This window comes from Methylocystis sp. B8, from assembly GCF_005771425.1.
Taxonomy (GTDB): Bacteria; Pseudomonadota; Alphaproteobacteria; order Rhizobiales; family Beijerinckiaceae; genus Methylocystis.
In genome coordinates this window covers 105736-129179 of the sequence record NZ_VBTZ01000004.1, presented here as the reverse complement: position 1 = coordinate 129179, position 23444 = coordinate 105736, and the positions used below count along the sequence as shown (strand labels likewise).

The 23444-nt window shown below is 62.8% G+C and carries 19 protein-coding genes and 2 tRNA genes; 9 read left to right on the top strand and 12 right to left on the bottom strand.

Going from position 1 to position 23444, the window contains the following annotated elements:
* Positions 1-18: 18 nt before the first annotated feature.
* On the bottom strand, positions 19-540 hold the full coding sequence (locus FEV16_RS09270; RefSeq protein WP_138167341.1) for a GNAT family N-acetyltransferase: 522 nt from the start codon (positions 538-540) through the stop codon (positions 19-21).
* Positions 541-954: 414 nt separating this feature from the next.
* On the opposite strand from FEV16_RS09270, the gene FEV16_RS09265 reads away from it, so the two are divergent.
* The 3 genes from FEV16_RS09265 to FEV16_RS09255 all read left to right on the top strand — a co-directional run bounded on the left by FEV16_RS09265 (position 955) and on the right by FEV16_RS09255 (position 5885).
* Positions 955-2532: a 2-isopropylmalate synthase gene (locus tag FEV16_RS09265; RefSeq protein ID WP_138167340.1), complete on the top strand. Its 1578-nt coding sequence runs from the start codon at positions 955-957 to the stop codon at positions 2530-2532.
* Positions 2533-2623: 91 nt separating this feature from the next.
* Entirely contained in the window at positions 2624-3667 is a 1044-nt protein-coding gene (locus tag FEV16_RS09260; RefSeq protein WP_246657248.1) for an alpha/beta hydrolase, read from the top strand.
* A gap of 133 nt (positions 3668-3800) precedes the next feature.
* Positions 3801-5885 (top strand): L,D-transpeptidase family protein, encoded by a 2085-nt coding sequence (locus FEV16_RS09255; protein ID WP_138167339.1) that lies wholly within the window; start codon positions 3801-3803, stop codon positions 5883-5885.
* A gap of 50 nt (positions 5886-5935) precedes the next feature.
* On the opposite strand, the gene FEV16_RS09250 is transcribed toward FEV16_RS09255, so the two are convergent.
* The gene (locus FEV16_RS09250) at positions 5936-6370 is read right to left on the bottom strand and encodes a cupin domain-containing protein (protein ID WP_246657247.1); all 435 of its coding nucleotides are present in this window, start codon (positions 6368-6370) and stop codon (positions 5936-5938) included.
* A 32-nt stretch (positions 6371-6402) separates the two neighbouring features.
* The gene (locus FEV16_RS09245; RefSeq protein WP_138167338.1) at positions 6403-7104 is read right to left on the bottom strand and encodes a VIT family protein; all 702 of its coding nucleotides are present in this window, start codon (positions 7102-7104) and stop codon (positions 6403-6405) included.
* 140 nt (positions 7105-7244) lie between these two features.
* Here FEV16_RS09245 and FEV16_RS09240 point away from each other — a divergent pair, with 140 nt between their 5' ends.
* Positions 7245-7667 (top strand): ester cyclase, encoded by a 423-nt coding sequence (locus FEV16_RS09240; RefSeq protein ID WP_138167337.1) that lies wholly within the window; start codon positions 7245-7247, stop codon positions 7665-7667.
* A 29-nt stretch (positions 7668-7696) separates the two neighbouring features.
* On the opposite strand, the gene FEV16_RS09235 is transcribed toward FEV16_RS09240, so the two are convergent.
* From FEV16_RS09235 to FEV16_RS09225, 3 genes are all read right to left on the bottom strand, one after another.
* Positions 7697-9232, bottom strand: coding sequence for an MFS transporter (locus FEV16_RS09235; RefSeq protein ID WP_138167336.1), 1536 nt, complete (start codon positions 9230-9232; stop codon positions 7697-7699).
* Positions 9233-9309: 77 nt separating this feature from the next.
* Positions 9310-10425 (bottom strand): SbmA/BacA-like family transporter, encoded by a 1116-nt coding sequence (locus FEV16_RS09230; protein ID WP_138167335.1) that lies wholly within the window; start codon positions 10423-10425, stop codon positions 9310-9312.
* A gap of 280 nt (positions 10426-10705) precedes the next feature.
* Positions 10706-10795 (bottom strand) — tRNA-Ser (locus FEV16_RS09225).
* 127 nt (positions 10796-10922) lie between these two features.
* Between FEV16_RS09225 and FEV16_RS09220 the strand changes: the two genes are divergently transcribed.
* Complete coding sequence (locus tag FEV16_RS09220; RefSeq protein WP_138167334.1) at positions 10923-11240, top strand: hypothetical protein; 318 nt, start codon at positions 10923-10925, stop codon at positions 11238-11240.
* Between the two features lie 32 nt (positions 11241-11272).
* On the top strand, positions 11273-11920 hold the full coding sequence (gene msrA / locus FEV16_RS09215) for a peptide-methionine (S)-S-oxide reductase MsrA (protein WP_138167333.1): 648 nt from the start codon (positions 11273-11275) through the stop codon (positions 11918-11920).
* 87 nt (positions 11921-12007) lie between these two features.
* Here msrA and mepA read toward each other — a convergent pair whose 3' ends face one another.
* A complete protein-coding gene (mepA, locus tag FEV16_RS09210; RefSeq protein ID WP_138167332.1) occupies positions 12008-12940 on the bottom strand; it encodes a penicillin-insensitive murein endopeptidase in 933 nt (310 codons plus the stop codon).
* 153 nt (positions 12941-13093) lie between these two features.
* Between mepA and FEV16_RS09205 the strand changes: the two genes are divergently transcribed.
* From FEV16_RS09205 to FEV16_RS09195, 3 genes are all read left to right on the top strand, one after another.
* Entirely contained in the window at positions 13094-13642 is a 549-nt protein-coding gene (locus tag FEV16_RS09205; protein ID WP_138167331.1) for a L,D-transpeptidase, read from the top strand.
* 139 nt (positions 13643-13781) lie between these two features.
* Complete coding sequence (locus FEV16_RS09200) at positions 13782-14762, top strand: hypothetical protein (protein WP_138167330.1); 981 nt, start codon at positions 13782-13784, stop codon at positions 14760-14762.
* The gene (locus FEV16_RS09195; RefSeq protein ID WP_138167329.1) at positions 14759-15697 is read left to right on the top strand and encodes a heparan-alpha-glucosaminide N-acetyltransferase; all 939 of its coding nucleotides are present in this window, start codon (positions 14759-14761) and stop codon (positions 15695-15697) included. Before FEV16_RS09200 ends, FEV16_RS09195 begins: the two co-directional genes overlap by 4 nt.
* A gap of 154 nt (positions 15698-15851) precedes the next feature.
* Here FEV16_RS09195 and trpB read toward each other — a convergent pair whose 3' ends face one another.
* From trpB to FEV16_RS09170, 5 genes are all read right to left on the bottom strand, one after another.
* Complete coding sequence (gene trpB, locus FEV16_RS09190) at positions 15852-17090, bottom strand: tryptophan synthase subunit beta (RefSeq protein WP_138167328.1); 1239 nt, start codon at positions 17088-17090, stop codon at positions 15852-15854.
* 47 nt (positions 17091-17137) lie between these two features.
* On the bottom strand, positions 17138-17782 hold the full coding sequence (locus FEV16_RS09185; protein ID WP_138167327.1) for a phosphoribosylanthranilate isomerase: 645 nt from the start codon (positions 17780-17782) through the stop codon (positions 17138-17140).
* Positions 17783-17900: 118 nt separating this feature from the next.
* Positions 17901-19313 (bottom strand): mannose-1-phosphate guanylyltransferase/mannose-6-phosphate isomerase, encoded by a 1413-nt coding sequence (locus FEV16_RS09180; protein ID WP_138167326.1) that lies wholly within the window; start codon positions 19311-19313, stop codon positions 17901-17903.
* A 111-nt stretch (positions 19314-19424) separates the two neighbouring features.
* Positions 19425-22565, bottom strand: coding sequence for a helicase-related protein (locus tag FEV16_RS09175; RefSeq protein ID WP_138167325.1), 3141 nt, complete (start codon positions 22563-22565; stop codon positions 19425-19427).
* 691 nt (positions 22566-23256) lie between these two features.
* Positions 23257-23330, bottom strand: a tRNA-Gly gene (locus FEV16_RS09170).
* Positions 23331-23444: the final 114 nt, after the last annotated feature.

The following is a 23444-nucleotide window of genomic DNA, read 5'->3' as shown; positions in this document are numbered from 1 at the left end:
CTTATTTCGCCAGAGCGCTTACCGCACCGGCGCGGAGACGAAGCCGAAGGCGACGCGCGTCAGCATGTCCGAGCCGAACCGCTCCTCGGCGCGACGAACCGTCTGCCCGCCGAGGCTGCGATAGAAGGCGAGGGCCTTCTCATTGTCGGCAAGCGCCCAAACGATGGTGGAGAGATAGCCATGCTCGGCGAGTTCGCGCCGTGTAGCGCTGAACAGGCGTCGTCCGAAGCCCAAGCCTTGCTGCTCGGGCGCCAAATAGATCTCGAAGATCTCGCCCGAATAAGGCATCGAAGGCACGCGGTTCCGGCCATAGGTCGAATAGCCGACGATATCGTCGTCAAAGTCGAGCACAAGAAGACCGGTGCCGCGCACAATCGCCGAATGCCACCAATTGGGGCCGCGGCGGGCGATCATCCGTTCGAGCTCCGCGCCGGGGATGATGCCCCGATAGGAGGAGCGCCACGACGCGTCATGAACGCGTGTGATCTGCTCCGCGTCTCCGGGACGCGCGTGACGGATGGAAACTGCGGTTTTGACCATAGTTTGAATGTTAGGTCCCATACATTCGTTTCGGCAAGAGCCATAAGCGTTTCCGGCGCAAAAATTATCGGCGCGCCGGAGAAGCTCATGCGTTTGGCTGAGCCGCCGTTTTTTACGGCGACGCGGCGCTTGCGGTTCGGGTCGCTCTTGCGTTATCCTTCCAAGCGATTGCGGCCAACCGCCGCCGGATGGGGAAAGAGATCGTTGCCTTACGCAACCGCCTCTGCGAATGACGCCGCGACGCCTTCGCGCGCGCGCGGATTCGCTTGCCCGCATTCTCTGCCGCTTTTCGGCCTGCTGCTTCTTAGTCGCCCCTGAGCGCCCGATGGGCTCGCGCCCAGGCTTTCAGGGGATGTCATTGCAGTCACGACAAGAGCCCCCGAGCGGGGCGCGGCACAGCAGGATTTCACACCGATGAGCAATATGTCACAGCCCGGCGCCGTCGCAGATAATGACGGACGCGTCCTGATTTTCGACACCACCTTGCGTGACGGCGAGCAATCGCCCGGCGCCTCCATGACGCTCGAGGAAAAGCTCGAGGTCGCAGATCTCTTGGACCAATTAGGCGTCGACATCATCGAGGCCGGCTTCCCGATCGCCAGTCCCGGCGATTTCGAGAGCGTCAGCGAAGTGGCGCGGCGCGTGAAGAACGCCTGCGTCGCCGGACTTGCGCGCGCTTCTGAAAAGGACATCGACCGCTGCGCCGAAGCGCTGCGGGAGGCGAAGCGTCCGCGCATCCACACCTTCATCTCCACCTCGCCCGTGCATATGAAATACAAGCTCCAGATGGAGCCTGAGCGCGTGTTGGAGATGGTCTCCGCCTCGGTGACGCGCGCGCGCAATCACGTCGCTGACGTCGAGTGGTCGGCGGAAGACGGCACGCGCACCGAACTCGATTTTCTCTGCCGCTGCGTCGAAGTCGCGATCAAGGCCGGCGCGACGACGATCAACATTCCCGACACCGTCGGTTACATCACGCCGGCCGAATATGAAGAACTGTTCCGCACGGTGCGCGAGCGCGTGCCGAATTCCGACAAGGCGATCTTCTCGGTGCATTGTCACGACGATTTGGGACTGGCCGTCGCCAATTCGCTCGCGGGCGTGCGCGGCGGCGCGCGGCAGGTGGAATGCACCATCAACGGCATTGGCGAGCGCGCGGGCAACGCCTCGCTCGAAGAAGTCGTGATGGCGATGAAGACGCGCGCCGATGCGTTGCCCTTCTACACCAACATCGACGCGAAGCTCTTGACGCGCGCGTCGAAGCTGGTGTCGGCGGTGACGTCTTTTCCGGTGCAATACAACAAGGCGATCGTCGGGCGGAACGCTTTCGCGCATGAAAGCGGCATCCATCAGGACGGCATGCTCAAGAATGCGCACACTTATGAGATCATGACGCCGGAGAGCGTCGGCGTCTCCAAGACGTCGCTCGTCATGGGCAAGCATTCGGGCCGCCACGCCTTCCGCGAGAAGCTGAAAGAGCTCGGCTATGATCTCGGCGAGAACGCGTTGCAGGACGCCTTCAATCGCTTCAAGGATTTGGCCGACCGCAAGAAATTCGTCTACGACGAAGATCTGGCCGCGCTCGTCGACGACGAGATCGTCAACGCTCATGATCACATCAAGGTCGAAGCCTTGATGGTGATGGCCGGCACGCACGGTCCGCAGTCGGCGGCCTTGACGCTCGACATCGACGGACAGAAGCTGACGCATCAGGCGACCGGCAACGGCCCTGTCGACGCGATCTTTAACGCCATCAAAGCGCTCGCGCCGCATGAGGCGACGCTGGAACTGTTTCAGGTCCACGCCGTCACCGAAGGCACAGACGCGCAGGCGGAAGTCTCCGTGCGCTTGAGCGAGAACGGCAAGTCAGTGACCGGCCGCGGCGCCGATCCCGACACGCTCGTCGCTTCGGCGCGCGCCTATGTCTCCGCGCTCAATCGGCTGATCGCGAAGCGCGCGCGGGGCAAGCCCGAAGCGATACAGGCGATGTAGAGCCGAACGACTGCCCGCCGGTTTTCGACCCGGCGGGCGGCTTTTGGCTCCGTGCGCCGAGTTCTAAGAGAGCTTGAATTTCGGAGAAGGAATGATGGGGGACGCCGACACTCGCGCCGCTGCGTCGCCCCTCTTCGTGGACGAGCGCACTGACGGACCGGGAGTCGTCCGCTTCTCTGAAAGCGATCCGGCCGCGCCCTTCTATCGCGTGCTGACGAAGCTGCGCGCGCCGGTCGCGATGCGAGACATGATGATCGCGCCCGTGCGCGCCTGCTACCGGGGCGAGGGCGTAATGATCGATCCGGCCGAACTTCCGCCGAGCGCCGCGGCGCTTTACCCGCAAGTCTCGGTTTCGGCGCTCGCGGTTCCCTCAGACGCGGGGCCGATCCGCTGCGAATGTTTCACGCCGCCGGGCAAAGCGCCGAAGCCGATGATGCTTTATGCGCATGGCGGCGGCTTCATCGTCGGGCGATCCGAGGATACGGCATACGTCACCAGCCGGATCGCCGCCGAAAACGACGTGATCGTCGTCAGCGTCAATTATCGCTGGGCGCCTGAATGGCCCTTTCCCGCCGGCCTTGACGATTGCATGGCGGTTCTGCGCTGGATGCGCGACAAGGGCGGCGACATCGGCGGCGACCCATCGCGCATAATGGTCAGCGGAGATTCCGCAGGCGGCAATCTCGCAGCCGCCTTGCCGCTAAGAGTTCGCCAGGAGCGAATTTCGATTCTCGCCGCCGTGCTTTTCTGTCCGCTGACCGATTTTCACTTCGAGAAATTTCAATCGTTCGAACGACTGGCGCCGACGGGCGTCGTGATCGACGCAGCCTTCATGGGATTTGTTCGCGCCGCCTATCTCACGAAGTTTGAAAACTGGCGACATCCCTGGGCAAGTCCGGCGCTCGCTGATTTGAACGGCTATCCGCGCACCTTGATCGTCAGCGGAACGGGCGATCCGCTTATCGACGAGAATCGCGCTTTTGCGGTGAAATTGAAGGCGGCGGGCGTCAGCGTCGAGCATTTTATCGGGGACGCCATGCCGCACGGCTTCTGCTTCTTTCCGGGCCTGTTGAACGAGACGGACGCCGCTTTCGCTGCCGTCGCGGGAGTTGTCGCCAATGCATTACAAAGCTAGAACTTTTCCGATTGTTCAGTAAAGTTCAAGCTTAGCCCTTGAATTTCCATGGCCTCGCATTAGCCACTTATTATGGTTTGAATAAGAAATGAGCCTTAAACTGAAGGCGCACAACCGCAGTTTGGAGCGGGCCATGAAATTGCAACGGCGCTCTCGCGCCAAAATTTTTTCATCGGCGCTAGCAGCCTCCGCCGCTCTAGCGGCCTTTGCCCTGGGGCCAGCGCCGGCCTCAGCGCAGGGTTTCTCTTTCTGGGAATTATTCAGCGCGCCTCGTCGCGAGCCAGCGCGCGACTGGAGACGCCATTCTGAACCTCACCATCCAGCGGCGCGAATAAAATCCCGTGGCGAAGGCGCGGAAACGGTCGGCGCAAAATCTCCGCTCGAAGCCAAGCCTGAAGCGGCTACGCTTGATCGGCCGCTCTTCATGGTTGCGTCGATCGCCGACCAGCACGTATCCGTTTACAACCACCGCGGCCTCGTCGCGCGTTCGGCGATTTCCACGGGCATTGCCGGACATCCGACGCCCAAGGGCATTTTCACCATCATCGGCCGCGAACGGTACCATCGATCGAACATTTATTCTGGCGCGCCGATGCCCTTCATGCAGCGCGTTACATGGTCGGGCATCGCGATGCATCTTGGAGTCGTGCCCGGACATCCGGCCTCGCACGGCTGCATACGGCTGCCCGCGGCATTCGCCGCAAAGCTGTGGGGCATGACCAGGATCGGCGAGCGCGTCGTCATCTCGCCGCATGAAGTGAGTCCGGTTGAATTCGAGCACCCACAGCTGCCCAAGCCAATAATGCACGCTTCGGCCGAGTCGGAGAAAACCGATCCGCCAGCCGCAAACCAGATTCCCGTCGCCCCGCAACAGCAACAGCAAGCGAAGGCCGAAACCGGCGGCGAAGCATCTAACGCCGCCAAAGCGGCGCCGGCTGCAGATTCTGTTCCGACGTCCGACATTGCGGCTGACGAGCGCGCCGCGGATCCCAAAGAACAAGCGTCCAAAGCCGGCGCTGGCGACGAGGCGCCCGACACTAATAAAGCTGTATCCGATGACGATCCGTTGCGGATCGCAACGGCCGACGCCACCGCCGTCAGTCCGCAAGAACAAGCGGAGCGGCCAAAAGCTGAAACCATCGTCGAAGCGGCCGGGGTCGCCAAACAAGAGACCGAGCAGCCGAAAGTTGACGCCGCTGGAGCCAAAGTCGATACAGCGGCCGTCGACTCGAAGACCATCGCCCCAAATCGACCAGGCGTAAATCCGCTCCAATACGCTCAGCAACTCAGGGCTAGAGCTGCGGCCGAGGCGGCTGCGACGAGCAAGGCGGTTAAGACTTTGACCGCCGAAGTCGCGATCAAGCAACAAGAAGCCAAGCGCTCCGTGGCGGAGCTTAGCGCCGCCGAAGCCGCCCAAACGTCCGCGTGGCGGAAGGCATATACGGCCGATGAGTCATACGAGGCTGCGGCGGCGTCAGCCGCCAGGCAACGTGAACCCGCCGAGGTTGCGGAGCGCGAAGCGCCGGCAGGCGCTGGGCAGGCCAAAGCCAAAGCCGACCGCCTGACGATAGCCTATGGAAAAGCGCTTCTCGCCGAGGACGCAGCCCTGTTGGCGAAGACGAACGCTCACTCGGCGTTCGACGAGGCCACAGCGAGGCTCAAAGAAGCAAGAACCGTTTTTGCTCCCAAGAGCGCCGAGCTGAAGGACGCCGAGCAGCGTTTGGATGAGGCGAGAGCCGCCTCCGCGCTCGCCACAACCGCGCAGAGAGAAGCCGAGCGGCGCGTGATGCCGATCTCAATTCTCATCAGCAAGAAGGAGCGGCGAATCTATGTTCGCCAGGGACTGTCGCCGCTTTTTGACGCGCCGATTGAAATCCGCGATCCGGACACGCCGCTTGGATCGCATCTTTTCATTGCGACGGCGCCGAAGGAGGATGGATCCTCTCTCAAATGGTCGGTCATTTCGATGCCGGTTCGTTTCGGCGACGAACCGAGCGAACGCAGAAAGACCGCCTCGGCGGAGACCGGCGCGTCGTGGGACTTGCGGAATTCTGGCGCGAGCGCCACTGAGGCTTTGGAGCGCGTCAATATTCCCAAGGACGTCCGAGACAAGATCGCAGAGCGGCTATGGACCGGCGGTTCGCTCATCATCTCGGACCAGCCAGTGAGCGGCGAGACCGGAAACGTCGGCACGGATCTGACGATAAAAGTGCATTAGCCGTCATTCGCCTCATTGCCGTGACGAGAGGCAAGCCGCCCTCGCAGCGCTTAGGGCGCTGGAGGCCGCTCGATCGTGGCTTCGCCGCCTTGCGGCGCCTGGTCGATCACCAGCAGTTTAACCACAGCGTCGCCGACCGTCGCGCCGTAATGCCAATGTTCGACGCTTTCGATGATGAATTCGCCGGCGCGGTAGATGCGTGACGAGGAATCCGCCTGCTGGACCCTCAGCGCGCCCTCAAGAACATAGGCGTATCGCTGAAACGGATGCTTGTGTTCGGGTAGTCTCGCCCCAGGCGTGAGAGTGTAAATCGACGCCACAACCTCCAAAGGCCCTTGTGGAAGGTTGATCGGCTGTCCCGCGGCGGTTTTCGTCGCTCGCGCGATTTCCGCCACGACTTCGGCAGGCGCGCGTTCCTCCGCAACGGCCGCGCTGCTTGCGATGAACATCAGACAAATGATTGCGGCAACCGCCAAGCGAGTCATGTTTTGCTCCAGTGAAAAGCCAAACGCGCGCTTCAGACGGCCATGCCGAAAATCTTGCCGACGCCTGCCGTCAGCGCGAGCGCCAACGCGCCCCAAAATGTCACGCGGACCGTCGCGCGCAAAACAGCGGCGCCGCCGGTTCTCGCGCCGATTGCGCCAAGCAGCGCGAGGCACCCTAAGGACGCGACCGAAACGAGAGGGATGATGGCGTCGCGCGGCGCGATCCATACGATAAGGAGCGGCAACGCGGCGCCCGCCGCGAAAGTGACGGCCGACGTCACCGCCGCCTGCACTGGCCTTGCAGCGACAATCTCGGACATTCCCAATTCGTCGCGCGCATGCGCGGTCAGCGCGTCTTTCTCCATCAACTGCTGAGCGACTTGCCGCGCGAGTTCAAGGTCGACGCCGCGCTCGACGTAAATCTGCGCAAGCTCCTCCCGTTCGAGTTCGATCTGCTCGCTCAACTCCTTACGTTCGCGCGCGAGGTCAGCCTTTTCGGTATCGGATTGGGAGCTCACCGAAACATATTCGCCCGCAGCCATCGACATGGCGCCGGCGACCAAACCGGCCGCGCCGGCGAGAAGCACGTCATTGCGCGTCGCCTGCGCGGCGGCGACGCCGACGATCAGGCTTGCGGTCGAGACGATGCCGTCATTGGCGCCGAGCACCGCAGCGCGCAGCCAGCCGATGCGTTGAACGAGGTGGCTCTCTCGGTGCAAACGAAGCCGGGTCATGTTGCCTCATGGACAGTGCGTTCGTGACCCCGCGCCTGGCAAACGAAGGGCGTGGCGCGCACGCTAGGGCAGAGGCTTATATTGATATGAGAAATTTGTCTCTCTACGAGCACAACCTCGCAACCTTGTGGAGACGTTGGATGCCGCTGACTCCGCAGCAGATGGACCAGAAAATGGACGAGCACTTCGCCTTCGAAAGTTCCGACGACGTCGAAGGCGTGCTGGCGACGCTCACAGACGACGTCGAGCATGACATCGTCGGTTGGCCGCTCGGGCCATCACGTGGCCGCGACGAAGCGCGCAAATTCTACGAGGCCACGTTCCGCGATCTCGCCGACGGCAGCGTTCGGCGCGTAAGGCGGCTCTACGGCCAGAACTTCATGGTCGACGAGTCGATCTGGGCCGGCAGGGCGCCCGGCAGGCCGTTCGGACTGGAGGGCCGCAACCGTACCCTTGAATTCCGATTGCTTCACGTCGTTGAGTTCACTGACGCTGAGAATATCAGCCGAGAGAACGTGTGGATCGATCTCGCTTCGATCATGCGCCAACTCCCGCCGGACTGATGTGTCGGGCGCCCCCGATCAGCAGCCGGCTACTCCGCCGCCTGTCGCGGCTCCTCGACGGACGTTTGTTGCGCGGCTTCTGCGCCCACCGTTTCGAGACTGAGGCCGGCCGTCTCAATGCGGAACAGCCAGGTGACGAGGGCGCCCAGGAGCGACGTCCCGACCAGGATGTAGAGAAGCCTCGACGCGCCAAGATCAGCGAGCAGGATGGGGAACAGGAACGCTGTCAAACAGGCGCCGATCTTCGCGAAGGACGCGGCGAAGCCCGCGCCCTTGCCGCGAATGGCGGTCGGAAATACCTCGCCGGCAATCAAATAGGTCTGCGCGTTGGGACCGAGATTGATCATGAAATTGAACAGCATGAAGCCGACGAAGATGAGCGTCATGCGCGCGGCGCCGTCAAAGTTGACGGATTGAGCCGCAATGAACAGGCCGATCGCGCAGCCAATGAAGCCCGTGATCTGCAGCCGAATGCGGCCGAGACGGTCGGCGAGCAGCACGGCCGCCAGGACGCCGACGAGCAACAGGATGTCGATGAACGCCGCGCCCTTGGCGGCGATGAGATCGTTGGAAACGAGATCGGCCACGCTTTGCGCATGTTCGCGCTTGTGGCCGACGGCGGCGGCGAGAATGGTCGGCGTGAAAATGCCGATGCCATAGGTTCCAAGGTCCTGCAGGAACCAGGGAACGGAGGCGAGCACGGTCGCGCGCAGATTTTTGCCGCGAAAGAGATCGGCGTAGCCGCCGCTCGAACGCTTGGCCTTAGTGATGTCGGCGGCGGCGGAGAGCCGCACGTCGTTCGGATAGCGCGGCTTGCGCTGCAACAGCCGGCCGAGCGTCGTTTCGGCGTCGCGCAGACGTCCGCGAACGGCGAGCCAATGCGGGCTTTCGGTGATGAACAACCGTCCCAGGATGACCAGCGCCGCCGGGACGATGGCGGTGGCGTACATCCAACGCCAGGATTCCAGATCAGGATCAGCGGACAGGATGAGGTAGCCAACGGCGGTGCCGATCAGCGCGCCTGCCGCCTGGAATCCGAACGCCGCAAGCACCAAAGCGCCGCGGCTGTGCGTCGGCGTGCTTTCGGAGATAACGAGGTGGGCGGTCGGATAGTCGCATCCGAGCGCCAGTCCCATGCCGAACAAGCACATGATCAGCCATGGGAAGTTGGGCGTGAAGACAATCAACGCCAGAAAAACGGCGAACAATATCATTTCGAAAATGAAGAGCGGCTTGCGGCCGAAATGATCGGACAGTCCCCCTAAGGCGCTTGCGCCGATCAGAATGCCGAACAATGTCGCCGCGCCGACCATGCCGTGTTCTGCGGCGCCGAGGCCGAACTCCTTGACGATCAGAGGCAGGGCGACGCCGGTCATGAACACGACCAGCCCTTCGAAAAACTTGCCGGCGACCGACAACCACCAGATGCGCAGCTGCATCCCCGTCAAAGGCGAAGGGGGAGCGCCGGTCCCGTCGGCCCACAGCGGCTGCTCGTCGATATAACCCTGGACTGTTGTTTTACGCGCGAGTCTTTCAGCGCCGGAATTCGAGACGCTCTGTTCCACGTGCGTCGCTCCTCATGGCTGCGCGGCACTATGGACGTTAGCACATCTCGCTATTGTGACTGCGCGGCGCGCTCGCGCTATTCGCCCGTTGGCGTGTCGATCGCTAAGTCAAGAGCCGCTACGCGTCGCGCCGAAGCCGACCAGTTCGCTATGCTGAGGGCGTTGTCGGCGAGCCAATTGAGGGAAAGCTGCACCTGCAAAAAGGCGGCCGCGGCCTGCATCAGATCGCCGAGCGTTAAATCACCTGCAAGATATTTCGGGGCGCCCAGCAATAGGGGGACCGCAGGAGCCAAAAGATTGTTCGCATGCGTTAAAAAAACAATTTTTGTCTGCCCCTGGATAACGAGTCCCCAAGTCTTTGCGAGCAAAAGAAGAAATCTATCGAAGGGATTCCCGCCCTTGGCGTCGATCTCGGGGAGTCGATTTGGAATTATCGAAACCTGCTTAACGACAGGGTGACGCAGGTAATCGCCGACATCCCGATCTGTGTCTTCGTCGACTTCCCCTGTCGCTTTGGATTCGAACTCGTGACGCGCGCGGGTTAGCGCATAGCGGAAGTTCCCCTCCGCCGCAGCCTTTTCTTCGACGCTTGCCACGAGTGGCCGTCCCAGCGCCCACATGCCGAGCGAGGTGATAACAGAATAGATAAAGACCGCGAGCACCAGATAACCGGGTATGACGACGCCCATAAGCTTATATGATCCCCCGACTTGCCACAGAACGATGATGAAGGCGGCCGATACCAAAAAGATATTGATGACGCCTCCCGCAAGATCGACAAAAAGCTCGATGGCCAGCCGACCGTCGTCGGCAATGCGCGCTTCAGGATTATCTATCGCTGGGGATATGGCGCATGCTTGGCGAGACTCGTTCGCCAGCCATTTCTCGATGAGGGATGCTGCAAGCCATAGTCGCCACCCGACCTGAAGTCTCATCCGAAACTGAGTTGTAGCTATTGAAGCAAGACCGACGCCGACGGCCAAGATTGCGAGTCGTAGAATCCCCTGAATCACTTCATCGACTTCATGAGTTTGAAGCGCGTCGAAAAAGCCCTTGCTCCAACGGGTCACTGCCAGAGCCATGTAAGTGTTGACGACGAGGCATATTAGAAATCCAACCGACAGAAACCACGCGGTGCGTCGCGTTTGGCCTTTCCAATAGCCAACAGCAAGCCATATGAACCGCTGAATCACGCCATTCCCTTTGAACTAGATTTTGGAGATCGACCTAACTGGCGATTATTCGCGGGCCGCATTCGCGCGACAAAAGACGCCTTCATGCTTCACTTTGTAGCCACTCTCGGCGCAGTAGGAAATGTGCGCGGCGGGCCGCGCCCGGCGCTGTGGTCTCAGACGAGCTAACCAGATTGGCGCGAGGTCGAAGCAGTCGGTCCCGCGGCTGGCGAACAAACGTTGTTTCGCCCATCCGGCGAATCGGCGATTACGTCGCAGAATAGCGCGGAATCGGCGGCCCTGGCGGAGGGGGCGGGATTCGAACCCGCGATACGGTTTCCCGTATACACACTTTCCAGGCGTGCGCCTTCAACCACTCGGCCACCCCTCCGGCGAAGCGCGCAATATATTCACGCGCGCCTCAAACGCAACGCCGCGCATGGACAGGCGCGTCTGCGGCGCCTATTCTCCTCACGTTTTCCGACGATCGCCACCTTCGACCATCCGACGAAGAGACCATGCTGCGACTCCTCACAAGACTGATCGGCCTTCTCTTGCTCGCGGGCGGCTTCATCGCCCTCATCGTCGACGGCACGCGCTCAATCGCCGCCGGACGCGTGATGGTGACGAGCCTCAACAGGGGAACGGCGTCGGTCTTTCCTAACCTCTACCAGTCGATGCAGTCGAGCGTCGAACATGTCTCGGGCTTTCTGTGGGACCCCGTCCTGACCACCCTGATGCTGGCCCCGGTCAGCGTCGCTTTTGGGGCCGTCGGCGCTCTCTTGATCCTGCTCAGCCACCGGCGCCAGGCGCCGCTCTATTACGCCCGCCGCTAGTTTCCTTTCACGCCGAGCACTATATCGGCGCCATGACGATCTTCGACGAACTCGGTCTCTCCAAGCTGCTCGGGCCCATTCCCGACCACGCCACGCCTGTCGCGCATGGTAAGCGCCATTTCGTCAACGGCCATCCGCTTGACCCGCCGTTCCCGCTGGGGTCGGAACAGGTCCTCTTCGGCATGGGCTGTTTCTGGGGCGCAGAGCGCAAATTCTGGCAGGCCGGCGAAGGCGTCTATGTGACGGCGGTCGGCTATGCCGGCGGCGTGACGAAAAATCCGACCTATGACGACGTCTGCAGCGGCCGCACCGGCCATGCGGAGGTCGTCCTCGTCGTCTACCAGCCGCCGGCCATCGCCTTCGACGACCTCTTGCGCATCTTCTGGGAGGGCCATGATCCGACCCAGGGCATGCGCCAGGGCAATGACTTCGGCACGCAATATCGCTCGGCGATTTATGTTTCGACGCCCGAGCAGCTCGCCGCCGCGAATGAGTCGCGCGCCATGTATCAACGCGTATTGACCGGCGCTCATCTGGGCGACATCACCACCGAGATCACCGAGGGCCGGCCGTTCTATTACGCCGAGGAATATCACCAGCAATATCTCGCCAAGAACCCCGGCGGCTACTGCGGCCTCGGCGGAACGGGCATCGCTTGCCCGCTCGGCTCTTGCGACTAGAGCGCTTCCCGATCACATGGAATCAGGTTTGGCGCAGGTTCTCATCGAGAAAGTCTGTCAACTTTTTCGAAAACCTGCTCTGAAGGCCTACTCCGCGCGCAAAACCTCGCGGCAGGCGGCCGGCAGGCCCGCCATGGTCATCGGCGGCCAGCTCTTGCCGCCCGGCGTTCTCGGGCGAAGCGCCTCTTGCGAAAACCACCAGGCAAGCGAGGCGTCGCAGCCATCGCCAGCCGGCGTCGGGTCCTGGTCGCGGCAATTCGAGCCGTCGGGACAGTAGAGCCGGACATGGAAGTGGTAATTATGCCCCCACATCGGCCGCACCTTGCGCATCCAGCTTTCGCCCTGCGCCACGCGGCATAGGGCGCGTTTGATCGCGGCGTTCACGAAGATGCGCTGCACGGCGGGGTCCATCGCCGCCGTGCGGATCAGAGCGATGTGGCCCTGGCTCCAGACGTCGGAACGAACGTCGAGACCATCGTCGCGCACGACGTCCGTCGCCATGAGGTCTTCGCGCTCTTCTCGCGTCAGTTCGCGATTGGGCATCGGCGTAAGCCATATGTCGGCGTCGAGGCCGATCTGATGCGACGCGTGACCGGTCAGCATCGGCCCGCCGCGCGGCTGCGACAGATCGCCGATGAGCAGGCCCGGCCAGCCTGACTCGCGCGACGCTTTCGACGAGAACTGCTTCAAAAAGGCGATCAGATTGGGATGGCCCCAATTGCGGTTGCGCGACAGGCGCATCACCTGCCAATTGGGACCGTTGATCGGCAGCGGCTCGCCGCCAGCGAGACAGCCGCGCGAATAGAACCCGATCGGATTTGGACGCAGCGGCGCCGCCTCCTGCGCCCTGCCGAACAATTCCCGCGCCGGCGTCGCAGGACTGGAAGGATTTGCGAGCGGCGGCAAGGGCTTTGGATCGAGCGTGCCCTTGTCCTGAGCCAGCGCGCCGTTAACCATCGCCGGCGCGGCGAAGGCGAATAGCGCTGCGCGAAGCATACGCGATATCGAATCTCTCGTCATGGGCGTCTCGCCACCGGTCTCCAAGCGCGTTTGCGCAAAGTGTCGCGATTGAGCCTTGCCGGCAAAGCTTACCGCTTCATTTAGTTTGAAGCAGCGCCAAGCCAGCGCATGAACGCCGGCCAAGTCGCTAGCGCGTCGAGTGAGGAGTCCGTCATGCGTTTTCCGGTCATCGCTCCAGCAATCCTTGTTCTTGCCTCTGTGGGCGCGGCGAACGCCACCACCCACATTCACATCAACCTTTCTACGCAGACCATGCATGTCCAGTCTTCGTCGGGCAGCTATTCATGGCCGGTGTCGACGGCCCGTTCTGGCTATTCCACGCCACGCGGCTCCTTCGCGCCGACAGGCATGCAGGCCATGCATTATTCGCGAAAATATCATATGTCGCCAATGCCCCACTCGATTTTCTTCCGTGGCGGCTATGCGATCCACGGGTCCTATGAGACGGGAATGCTGGGCCGGCCAGCGTCGCACGGCTGCGTGCGCCTGTCGCCCGGCCATGCCGCGATGCTCTATCAGATGGTGCAGAGCGAAGGCGGCAGCATTTCCATCACCGGCGCGCCGCCACGCGGCCATTACTACGCCAGCGCTCGGCATGAAGGCGGCGGCGCCTATGCGGCGTCGCGCGGGCGCTCGACTTATGGCCGCGGCTACGCAGTAGCTAATCCCTTCGCGCTCCTCTTTGGCGGAGGCCCGTTCTAAAGGCTACAGCAGAGGCTTGGCTTAGCGCGCCGAGCCGGCCTTCCTTGTTTTCGCCTTTTGCGGTCCGTCCAATCACGCGACGCTTGCCGCGCGTGCGCTGTGCGGGATAGGACCTCAAAAGCAACAAGGAATCTTCCGCTTGACGACGCCATTTGATCGCCGCCGCTTTCTCCTCGGAGCAGGGGGCTTGGCCTTCGCCAGCTCAGGCTTGGCGCAGCCTTCCGAGGCGCCCGACGAGCTGCAAGTGCGCGTCGAGAACAATTCGGCGCCGGAGCTCTGCGCCGAGAAGGACAATATCGAGCTCGACTTCATCTCCCCGCGCGTGCGCAGCCTGCAAATCCAGGCGGTGCATCCCTCTTACATCAACACGATCGCCTCCGACCGCTGGGCGCCGGACTGGTCGAGCTGCGATCTCACCGTGGACCCCAAGGCCTTTTCGCAGGCGCGCCGCAAGACCTTTTGGGAGACGCCGGAATTCTGGCTGACAGGCTACACCTTCCCCTCCTTCTGGCGGCCAAACGACGTGCCGATCCGAGTCGGCGATTCGGTGGAGAGGGGCTTCCATCTCATCCAGCTCTGGATGTGGTATCGCGAGCGGGCCGAAGAGATCATGGTGCTTTACCCGCCAGACGGCTATTGGCGGGCGCGGCCGCTGCCCTTCGAAGACATGCGTTGGACGGCTTACGGTTCGTCCTTTCTTGTTGGGCCGGTCGAAAAACAGGAGCGGCCCATCGTCGATCTCGAGGAAATCGTCTTCGAACCGGAAACTCGCGCCTTCGTCCTCAAATTCCAGCGCGGCGGCGAAGGCCGCGTCACGCTCAAAAACGTCGACCAGGATCGCCTGACGCTCGACGTGTCTTTCAGCCAGGCCATGCCGAACGGACTGCCCTTCGCGGCGCTGCGGTCGATGTACGCGATGGAGACGATGAGCGACGCCGCCATCGTCGCCTGGCGCAACAAGCGCGGCAAAGGCTGGGAGGAAGCGCCGGTCATTCGCTTTCCTGGCGCCAGCGCGACGGAAGTATGGGTCGGCCGCCATCTGCCGTCGCGCCATAATCTCTCGGCGCCGGACATGGCGTTCAGCAAGTTTCAGGGCGCTCCCGCCGCCGCGCGCCGATGACGCAAAACCGTTGGCTGGCGCTCGACGCCGCGCGCGGCGTCGCCGTTCTGGCGATGATCGTCTTCCATTCGATCTGGGATCTTTCCCATTTCGGCTACGCGCCGGCGAATCTTCCCTGGTCGGCGCCTGTGAAAATATTCGGGCACTCGATCGCTTTCGCCTTCCTCTTCATCGCCGGCGTCGCTCTGGTGCTCGCGCATCGAAGCGCTATCCGCTGGCCGGCGTTTTGGCGCCGTTTCGCGATCATCGTCGCGGCGGCCGCGCTGGTGACGGCGGGCACCTATGTCCTCTTTCCCAGCGCCTATGTGTTCTTCGGCATTCTGCATTGCATCGCCGTCGCAAGCCTCATCGCAATCCCGTTTCTGCTTGCGCCCTGGCCCATCGCGCTCGTTGGCGGCGTCTTCTTTCTCGCCGGCGCGGAGTTTCTCGCGTCTCCTTCCTTCAACGCCGATTGGCTGCAATGGCTCGGCCTTTCGACGAGCGAGCCCTTGACCCAGGACTGGCGGCCGCTCTTTCCATGGGCGGGCCCGCTGCTGCTTGGGGTGGCCGTGGGGCGCGGAACCCTTTCCCAGAAAGAGAAAGTGGATGTGAAGCGTCCGGTTGAGGGGCGCGCCCTTCCTTTTGGGAAGAACCTTGGCTTTCTCGGCCGCCACAGCCTTCTCATCTATCTTGCGCATCAGCCGGCGCTTTTCGCGCTGCTGCTCGGACTCGCCTATCTCGCGCCGCCAGCCGTCGACACGACGGAATTCGTCGCCTCATGTGAAGCGCGCTGTTTTGAAGAGGGCGGAGAAGGCAAGATCTGCCACGACGCCTGCCAGTGCACGGCGCAAGAGGCGGTGAGCAGCAAGGCGCTCGTCGGCGTCACCGACGAAGCTGAACGCGGCCGTCGGCTCAACGAGATCGCGCAAAGATGCGTGGGGAAGGGCAAACTTTAGCGATTTCGCTGCTGTACGCAGCGACGGGAGACGCCATTTTCCTCATCCCGAGGAGCGATCGAAACTCGCGTCTCGAAGGGCAAGGAAAATGGGCACGCGCCCTCTTCCTTCGAGACGGCGGCTCTGCCGCCTCCTCAGGATGAGGGCGCTTGAGTCACATTCCGCCGAGATGCTCGGCGACCGTGAAAATGTCCTTGTCGCCGCGGCCGCACATATTCATCACCATCAGATGATCGCGCGGCTTCTGCGCCGCGAGTTCGAACACTTTGGCGAGCGCATGCGAGGGCTCGAGCGCCGGGATAATGCCTTCGAGCTTCGAGCAGAGTTGAAAGGCGTTGAGCGCTTCCTTGTCGGTCGCGTTCAGATATTTTACGCGGCCGATCTCATGCAGCCACGAATGTTCAGGCCCGATGCCAGGGTAATCCAATCCCGCCGAAATCGAATGGCCCTCGAGAATCTGGCCGTCGTCGTCCATCAAAAGATAAGTGCGGTTGCCGTGAAGAACGCCCGGACGCCCGCCGGTGAGCGAGGCGGCATGGCCGTTCGGCACGTCGATCCCATGGCCGCCCGCCTCCACTCCGTAAATCTCGACGCTGGCGTCGTCGAGGAAAGGATGAAACAGGCCCATGGCGTTGGAGCCGCCGCCGATGCAGGCGACGAGTGAATCCGGCAGGCGCCCTTCCGCTTCCTGTATCTGGACGCGCGTCTCGTTGCCGATGATCGACTGAAAGTCGCGCACCATCGCCGGATAGGGATGCGGTCCCGCTACCGTGCCGATGCAATAGAAAGTGTTGGCGACATTGGTCACCCAGTCGCGCAGCGCTTCGTTCATCGCGTCCTTCAGCGTGCGCGCGCCCGACTGAACGGGAATGACTTCAGCGCCGAGCATCTTCATGCGGAAGACATTCGGCTTCTGCCGCTCGACGTCGACCGCGCCCATGTAGACGACGCAGTCGAGTCCGAAACGCGCGCAGGCGGTGGCGGTCGCGACGCCATGCTGGCCGGCGCCCGTCTCGGCGATGATGCGCTTCTTGCCCATGCGCCGCGCGAGCAGAATCTGCCCAAGCACATTGTTGATCTTATGCGCGCCGGTGTGATTGAGCTCGTCGCGCTTGAAATAGACCTTGGCGCCTTTGCCCTCTTCCGCCTTCTCGCGAACATGTTCGGTGATGCGCTCGGCGAAATAGAGCGGCGACGGGCGCCCGACATAATGTTTATGGAGCCCTTGCAGCTCTTCATGAAAGGCCGGATCGTTCTTGGCCTTCTCGTAGGCCGTTTCGAGGTCGAGCACGAGCGGCATGAGCGTCTCGGCGACGAAACGCCCGCCGAAAATGCCGAAGCGGCCGTTTTCATCGGGACCGGCGCGGAAGGAATTGGGAAGCGGCTTGTTCACGGGTGTCCTCGGTCTGCGTCGGCGCAGTCTTAAACCGTCATGCGCCCCTATGAAAGCCGAGCGGCCTTCACAAAAGCCCTGATCTTCCCCGCGTCCTTCACGCCACGTTCGCGCTCGACGCCGGAGGAGACGTCGACGGCGCGCGCGCCGCTGATGCGCATCGCCTCAGCGATATTGTCGGGATCGAGCCCGCCCGACAGCATCCAGCGCTTCGCCGTAACGTCGCTCAGCAGGTCCCAGTCGAAAGCGACGCCGGCGCCGCCGGGCACGGCTGCATTCGGCGCAGGCTTGGCGTCGAATAGGATGACGTCCGCGACGCCTTCGTAGGCGCGCGCCGCCTCGACGTCAGGGGCCGTCGCCACGCCTGCCGCCTTGATCACAGGCAGACCAAAATGCGCCTTCACCTCAGCGACGCGCGCTGGCGTTTCCTTGCCATGAAGCTGCAGATAGTCGGGCGCGAGCGCGTTGATGATTTCTTGAAGCGCCGCGTCGTCGGCATCGACGGTCAGCGCCACTTTGCCGATGCGCCCTTGCGCGAGAAGACCGAGCGTGCGGGCGGTCTCAAGATCGATGTGGCGCGGGCTTTTCTCGAAAAAAACGAAGCCGGCCATATCGGCCCCAGCGTCGATCGACGCGAGAAGCGTCTCCGGCGAGGAAAGACCACAGATTTTTACGATCGTTTGCCGCGTCATGGCCGCGCTTGTCGCGGCCACCCACGCCGAGCCGCTGCTGCAATTTGCAGAATTAGCGCACCCCAAACGTGGATGGCCGGCTCAAAGCCGGCCATGACGCGGCTAAACTGCAAAAAACTTAACCCCGATTATAGGCGTCCTCGAAGCGGACGATGTCGTCTTCGCCAAGATAGGAGCCAGTCTGCACTTCGATAAGCTCCAAATCGATCTTGCCGGGGTTGATCAGACGATGCCGGCAACCGATCGGCAGATAGATCGACTCATTCTCGTGAACGAGATGGGTCTCCTCGTCGCGGCCCACTTCCGCCGTGCCGCGCACCACGATCCAATGTTCGGCGCGGTGGAAATGCTTTTGCAGCGACAGGCGCTGGCCCGGCTTCACCACGATGCGCTTCACCTGATAGCGCTGGCCTTCGTCAATGCCTTGATAATAGCCCCAGGGCCGGAAGATGCGCTTATGTTCGCCGGCCTCGCGCCGGTTCTTGCTGCGCAGCTCGTCGACAAGCTGTTTGACCTGATCGCCGTGCTCATGGCTGAGCACCAGCACCGCGTCCTGCGTCGTCACGACGATGATGTCATCGACGCCGACGACCGTGGTCAGCGTGTCCTCCGAGCGCACATGGACGTTGCGCGCATCCATGACGACGCCGTGCCCGCGCACCGAATTGCCGAATTCATCGCGCTCCGACAATTCCCATACCGCGCGCCAGGTGCCGACGTCGGACCAGCCGATGTCGGCGGGAATAAGCGCCGCCTTTTCGGTCTTCTCCATCACGGCGTAATCGATGGATTTCTTCGGCGCATGCGCGAAGGCTTCGGCGTTCAGAATCATGAAGCCGAGGTCCTGGCGCGCCGTTTCGATCGCGGCTTCGGCGGCGGCGAAAATGCCCGGCTCGAATTGCGCGATTTCCGACTGCATCACGTCGGCGCGGAAGATGAAGTTGCCGCTGTTCCAGTAATAGCCGGCGTCGATATAGTCCTGCGCGGTTTCGCGATCCGGCTTTTCGACAAAGGCGTCGAGCTTGTAGACGTCGCAACAAGACTCGAGCGGCGCGCCGGGGCGCAGATAGCCATATCCCGTCGCCGGGCCGTCAGGCTTGACGCCAAGCGTCACGATATAGCCCTCGGCCGCCGCGGCGCTTGCGCGTTTGCAGAGATCGACGAGGCCCTCGGGATCGCGCACCACATGATCTGCGGCGAGCACGACGACCACGGTGTCGGGCGACCGGCGTGCGGCAAGGCCCGCCGCCACAGCCACTGCGGGCCCCGAGTCCCGGCGCGACGGCTCGAGCACGACGTCGGCTTGCGCGCCAATCTCGCGCAGCTGGTCGGCGACAAGAAAGCGATAGTCGAAGTTGGAGATGACGACCGGTCGTTCGAAGGCAGGGTCGTCGAGCATGGCGAGAGTCGTCTGGAAGGTCGAGCGTTCGCCCACGAGTGGGATGAATTGCTTCGGCAGGGTCTCGCGCGACTCGGGCCAAACCCGCGTCCCAGATCCTCCGCACATGATCACGGGCAAAATTTTTGTCATAAGCCCCTCTAACAACTTGGCCTTGGCCACGCCCGCCCCCGGGCTGCGATAGTTGTCCACGCGACTATTGGCAATACAATGGCGAAGCTGGCGCCACATGCGTAGGCGCCGCTATTTGCCCTTTTTTTCAAGCTCGGCCTTGAGCGCGGCAAGCTTGGCGAAAGGCGAATCCGGATCTGGCTGACGCTCGCGCCGCTCCGACGGGCCGAAGCCTCCAGGTCTCCGGGCTCGAGCATCCTCGCGCGGCGGACGGCCCTCGGGGCGCGGCTTTCCGGCGGGGCGCGCCTCTTTGCTCGGCGCTTCAGTCCGCGGACGATAGTCGCGGCGCGGCGGACGTTTCTCATCGGCGCCCTGGCCTCGCGTGTGAGGCGCGCCGGCTTCGCGACTCCGGGGGCCGGAATGGGCGTGGCGCTGAGGACGCCAGACCTCAATCATTTCGGGCGCGGTCGGCGCGGTCTCTCCCTGCGCTTCAGCCGGCGCGGCGGATTCCTGTGGGTCGTCTGCCGCAACCGCTGCTTCTTCAAGGAAGAGCGACGTTGGCGCTTCCGTTATTGGCGCTTCGGCGGTCGCAGACGTCTCAACCGGGGCTTCTTCAGTTGACGCCGCCGGCTCCTCCTCGACCTCGGGCTCCGCTTCAGCGGGCGCAGGCGCCTGCGCCGCGCTTTCCGCCTGGATTTGCTCGCTTGGCGCTTCCTGCTCGCAAGTTCCAGTTTTTGGCGTCACCGGCTCCATCGGAGCCGCCGGCACAAGAGCCACGGTGATCGCGGGTCCGGGACGTTGCATCGACGCATAGCCCAGAGATTTGAGGATCGAGGAGAAAGCCTCGCCGGAGCAGCCGGTCAGCGAGGTCATCGCGACGGTGACGACGAAGCCGTCGGCGTCGGCCGCGCCGGGCGGCGGCGCCCCCGCCGTGAGCCCAGGACGGTAGGCGACCGCCGGCCGAATGAGATCGGCGAGGCGCTCCAGAATATCGACTCGCACGACGCGCTCGCCGCACGCCCGAAAGCCAGCCGCGCGATAGAATCCTTTGGGGATAGACGCGTCGGCGGCGAAAGACGTGCGTCCGGAGGCGGCAAGATGCGGCACCTCTTCAAGACCCTTCACATTTTCGAGCCCGCCGTGATGCAACGCCCACAGCAACGCAGAAAGCGCTCGCGGCGCCGGCTTAAGAAGCGCTGGCAGGTAAATGTGATAGGCCCCGAAACGCACGCCGAGCTTGCGCAACGCGCCGCGGTCCTCCTGTGAGAAGCCCTTCACTTCCTTTGCGACGCGTGCGCGGTCCAGCACGCCCAGTTCTTCCGCAAGCTGAAAGGCGACGCCGCGCGTCACCCCTTCCAGACCCCCGCCTTTTTCGAGCTGTTCGAGAGGGCCGAGCAGTTTCTTGACGTGTTGCGCGAGCCAGAGATCGAGGCGCTGCTTGACCTTCTCCAGAGCCGGCCCGGTGACCTGTTCGTCGGCGAGAATGCGCGTCGTCGGCGACAGCGCGCCGGCGCCGGCGGCGATCTTCGCCACGGGCTCCCCGAGCCAGCGAATGAGCCCGTCATTGCCGAGCGCAAATGCGTCGTCGACCGCGTCGAACACGCGCGTCGCTCGAGCCTCGAATTCTCCAGCGAGCGCCTTCTGCGCCGCGGCGTTCAGCGTCTTCGCCGCTTCGCCGACCGCGCCAGGATCGGGCGTGAAGCGAAATCCCTGAAGGCTTCCGACGTGCTGGCCTTCGACCATGACGTCGCCGGCGGCGTTGATTTCGGCTTCAAGCATCGCGTTCTCTCTTAAGCGGCGCACCAGCACGCTGGTGCGGCGATCGACGAAACGCTGCGTCAGTCGATCGTGCAACGCGTCGGATATGCTGTCCTCTACCCGACGCGCGACGCTCTGCCAATGCTCGGAGTCGTCAAGCCAGCCAGAACGGTTGGCGATGAAACTTGTGGTGCGCACTTGCGCGAGGCGGTTTGAAAGAGTCGCAATGTCGCCGTCGATGCGGTCGACCGCCTCGATCTGCCGCGCCATCCAGTCTTCCGGAATCTTTCCACGCCGCGCGATGAAAGCGAAGACGGCAAGCGCCAGCTCGGCGTGAGCGGCGGGCGAAGTCTTTCGGTAGTCGGGGATCTGGCAGGCCTCCCAAAGCCGCGCGACATCAGCTGCCGTCTTTGCGTTGCGGCGTGCGATCTCATCGCGGCTCACAGCTTCCAGCGCCCTTTGATCGTCCGCGACGCGCGCGCGAATGAGATCGGGATGCGATGGCGCCTTGTCGAGCGAATGGACCAGCGCGTCAATTGACGAAAAATCGAGAACGCTGTTGCGCCATTGCAATGTCTTTACCGGATCGAAGCGGTGATCCTCCAAAGCCTCGACCAAATCCTCTTCGAAAGGCGGGCAGCGGCCCGTCGCGCCGAAAAAGCCGTCGCTCATATGGCGACCCGCTCTGCCGGCAATCTGTCCGAATTCCGCCGGCGTCAGCCGCCTGTGGCGAAGTCCGTCGAATTTGCGATCGGACGCGAAGGCGACATGATCGACATCGAGGTTGAGGCCCATGCCGATGGCGTCGGTCGCGACAATATAGTCGATGTCGCCGCTTTGATAGAGCTCGACCTGCGCATTGCGCGTGCGCGGCGACAGCGCGCCGAGCACGACCGCCGCCCCGCCGCGCTGACGCTTGATCAGCTCCGCGACCGCATAGACCTCTTCAGCCGAAAAGGCGACGATGGCCGTGCGCGGCGGCAGTCTTGAGATTTTCTTGACGCCGGCGAAGGAAAGCTCCGAAAGCCTGGGGCGCGTGAAGATCGGCGCGCCAGGAAAGAGGTCTGTAATAAGCGGGGCCATCGTGGCGGCGCCAATGAGGAGAGTTTCCTGGCGTCCACGCCAGTTCAGCAGCCGGTCGGTGAAAATGTGGCCGCGATCGAGATCTGCGGCGAGCTGAATTTCGTCGATGGCGAGGAAATCCGGCTCGACGTCGCGCGGCATCGCTTCGACGGTCGCCACCCAATAGGCTGGCGCGCGCGGTTTGATTTTTTCCTCGCCAGTGACGAGCGCGACATTGTCGGCGCCAATGCGCTCGGCCACACGATTATAAACTTCGCGCGCCAGCAGGCGGAGAGGCAGGCCGATCACGCCGGAAGAAAAGGACAGCATCCGCTCGATGGCGTGATGCGTCTTTCCCGTGTTGGTTGGGCCGAGAACCGCTGCGACGCCCCTGTCGAACGGCCTCGCGCGAGGGGCGGCGCGGGTCGCCGGGTAAGACGGCGCGACGGTCATATTCTTCTTTGCTGCCTGCCGCGCGCTGCGGCGCGCCCTCGTTTCATATCGAAACTCAGAGCAAGGCGCGACTTTACCTTCTGAACAGCCTGCGAACGAATCGCGCCCGAATCGCTGACTCTCGGCGAGTCACGCTCTGTTCCAACAATATATGGACGCTGGGCAAAACCGAAACACCACAAATTGCAGATTGGCCTCGCCATGGTCGCGGCGGAAGCGCGTCTCGGGAAGGTCGCCCTCGGACTCTTTTCGCCGGTTCTGTCAACGGCGAAGATTGGCCCTTTTGCGGGTGCTGCTGTTAAGCTTTGGGATCAACCGGGAACGCAGCAGGCACGAATCAGCTATTCATTCGAGTTGATATTGCGTTCCGGCGCGGTTTCCGCGCTGTGGAAGATTTGCGCCTTGGCGTTGACGTGACCCGTGCGGTGCGAAACCCGCCCTTCAGATTAACGCGCCGTCCTTCTCTGGGACGATTACGGGATCGCGCCGCAAGGACGCAGACGCGACCGGCTGCCGTATCGATTAGTCGTCCCCCTGCCGAAGCGCGTAAGACTGGTTAACGGCGAGCGCCGATTCGCTAGCGTGCGGCGGAAGTATTTGGGGACTTCGTCCAGAACCGTCGCGGTAGGCGGCCACCCGCCGCCATTCGACAGACTGATCTCGCTGGTCGAAGAAACGCTCAGAAACAGGCTGGAGCGGGTGAAGGGAATCGAACCCTCGTATTCAGCTTGGAAGGCTGCTGCTCTACCATTGAGCTACACCCGCATAGGCTCGATTCTATGCCAATCCGCGCCCCGATTGGCAATGGGCGCGAAGACATTGCATTTCCCATTTGACAGCGACGCAGGACGCCACTAACCGGAGCGCCCACACAGTCTC

What these genes read in the sequence shown, in the direction of transcription:
- FEV16_RS09255 (WP_138167339.1), top strand. Translation starts at nt 3,801, where the DNA reads ATGAAATTGCAACGGCGCTCTCGCGCCAAAATTTTTTCATCGGCGCTA.
- FEV16_RS09195 (WP_138167329.1), top strand. Translation starts at nt 14,759, where the DNA reads ATGACGCAAAACCGTTGGCTGGCGCTCGACGCCGCGCGCGGCGTCGCC.
- msrA (WP_138167333.1), top strand. Translation starts at nt 11,273, where the DNA reads ATGACGATCTTCGACGAACTCGGTCTCTCCAAGCTGCTCGGGCCCATT.
- FEV16_RS09270 (WP_138167341.1), bottom strand. Translation starts at nt 540, where the DNA reads ATGGTCAAAACCGCAGTTTCCATCCGTCACGCGCGTCCCGGAGACGCG.
- FEV16_RS09180 (WP_138167326.1), bottom strand. Translation starts at nt 19,313, where the DNA reads ATGACAAAAATTTTGCCCGTGATCATGTGCGGAGGATCTGGGACGCGG.
- FEV16_RS09245 (WP_138167338.1), bottom strand. Translation starts at nt 7,104, where the DNA reads ATGACCCGGCTTCGTTTGCACCGAGAGAGCCACCTCGTTCAACGCATC.
- FEV16_RS09265 (WP_138167340.1), top strand. Translation starts at nt 955, where the DNA reads ATGAGCAATATGTCACAGCCCGGCGCCGTCGCAGATAATGACGGACGC.
- FEV16_RS09250 (WP_246657247.1), bottom strand. Translation starts at nt 6,370, where the DNA reads ATGACTCGCTTGGCGGTTGCCGCAATCATTTGTCTGATGTTCATCGCA.
- FEV16_RS09185 (WP_138167327.1), bottom strand. Translation starts at nt 17,782, where the DNA reads ATGACGCGGCAAACGATCGTAAAAATCTGTGGTCTTTCCTCGCCGGAG.
- FEV16_RS09175 (WP_138167325.1), bottom strand. Translation starts at nt 22,565, where the DNA reads ATGACCGTCGCGCCGTCTTACCCGGCGACCCGCGCCGCCCCTCGCGCG.
- FEV16_RS09260 (WP_246657248.1), top strand. Translation starts at nt 2,624, where the DNA reads ATGATGGGGGACGCCGACACTCGCGCCGCTGCGTCGCCCCTCTTCGTG.
- FEV16_RS09220 (WP_138167334.1), top strand. Translation starts at nt 10,923, where the DNA reads ATGCTGCGACTCCTCACAAGACTGATCGGCCTTCTCTTGCTCGCGGGC.
- FEV16_RS09240 (WP_138167337.1), top strand. Translation starts at nt 7,245, where the DNA reads ATGCCGCTGACTCCGCAGCAGATGGACCAGAAAATGGACGAGCACTTC.
- FEV16_RS09205 (WP_138167331.1), top strand. Translation starts at nt 13,094, where the DNA reads ATGCGTTTTCCGGTCATCGCTCCAGCAATCCTTGTTCTTGCCTCTGTG.
- mepA (WP_138167332.1), bottom strand. Translation starts at nt 12,940, where the DNA reads ATGACGAGAGATTCGATATCGCGTATGCTTCGCGCAGCGCTATTCGCC.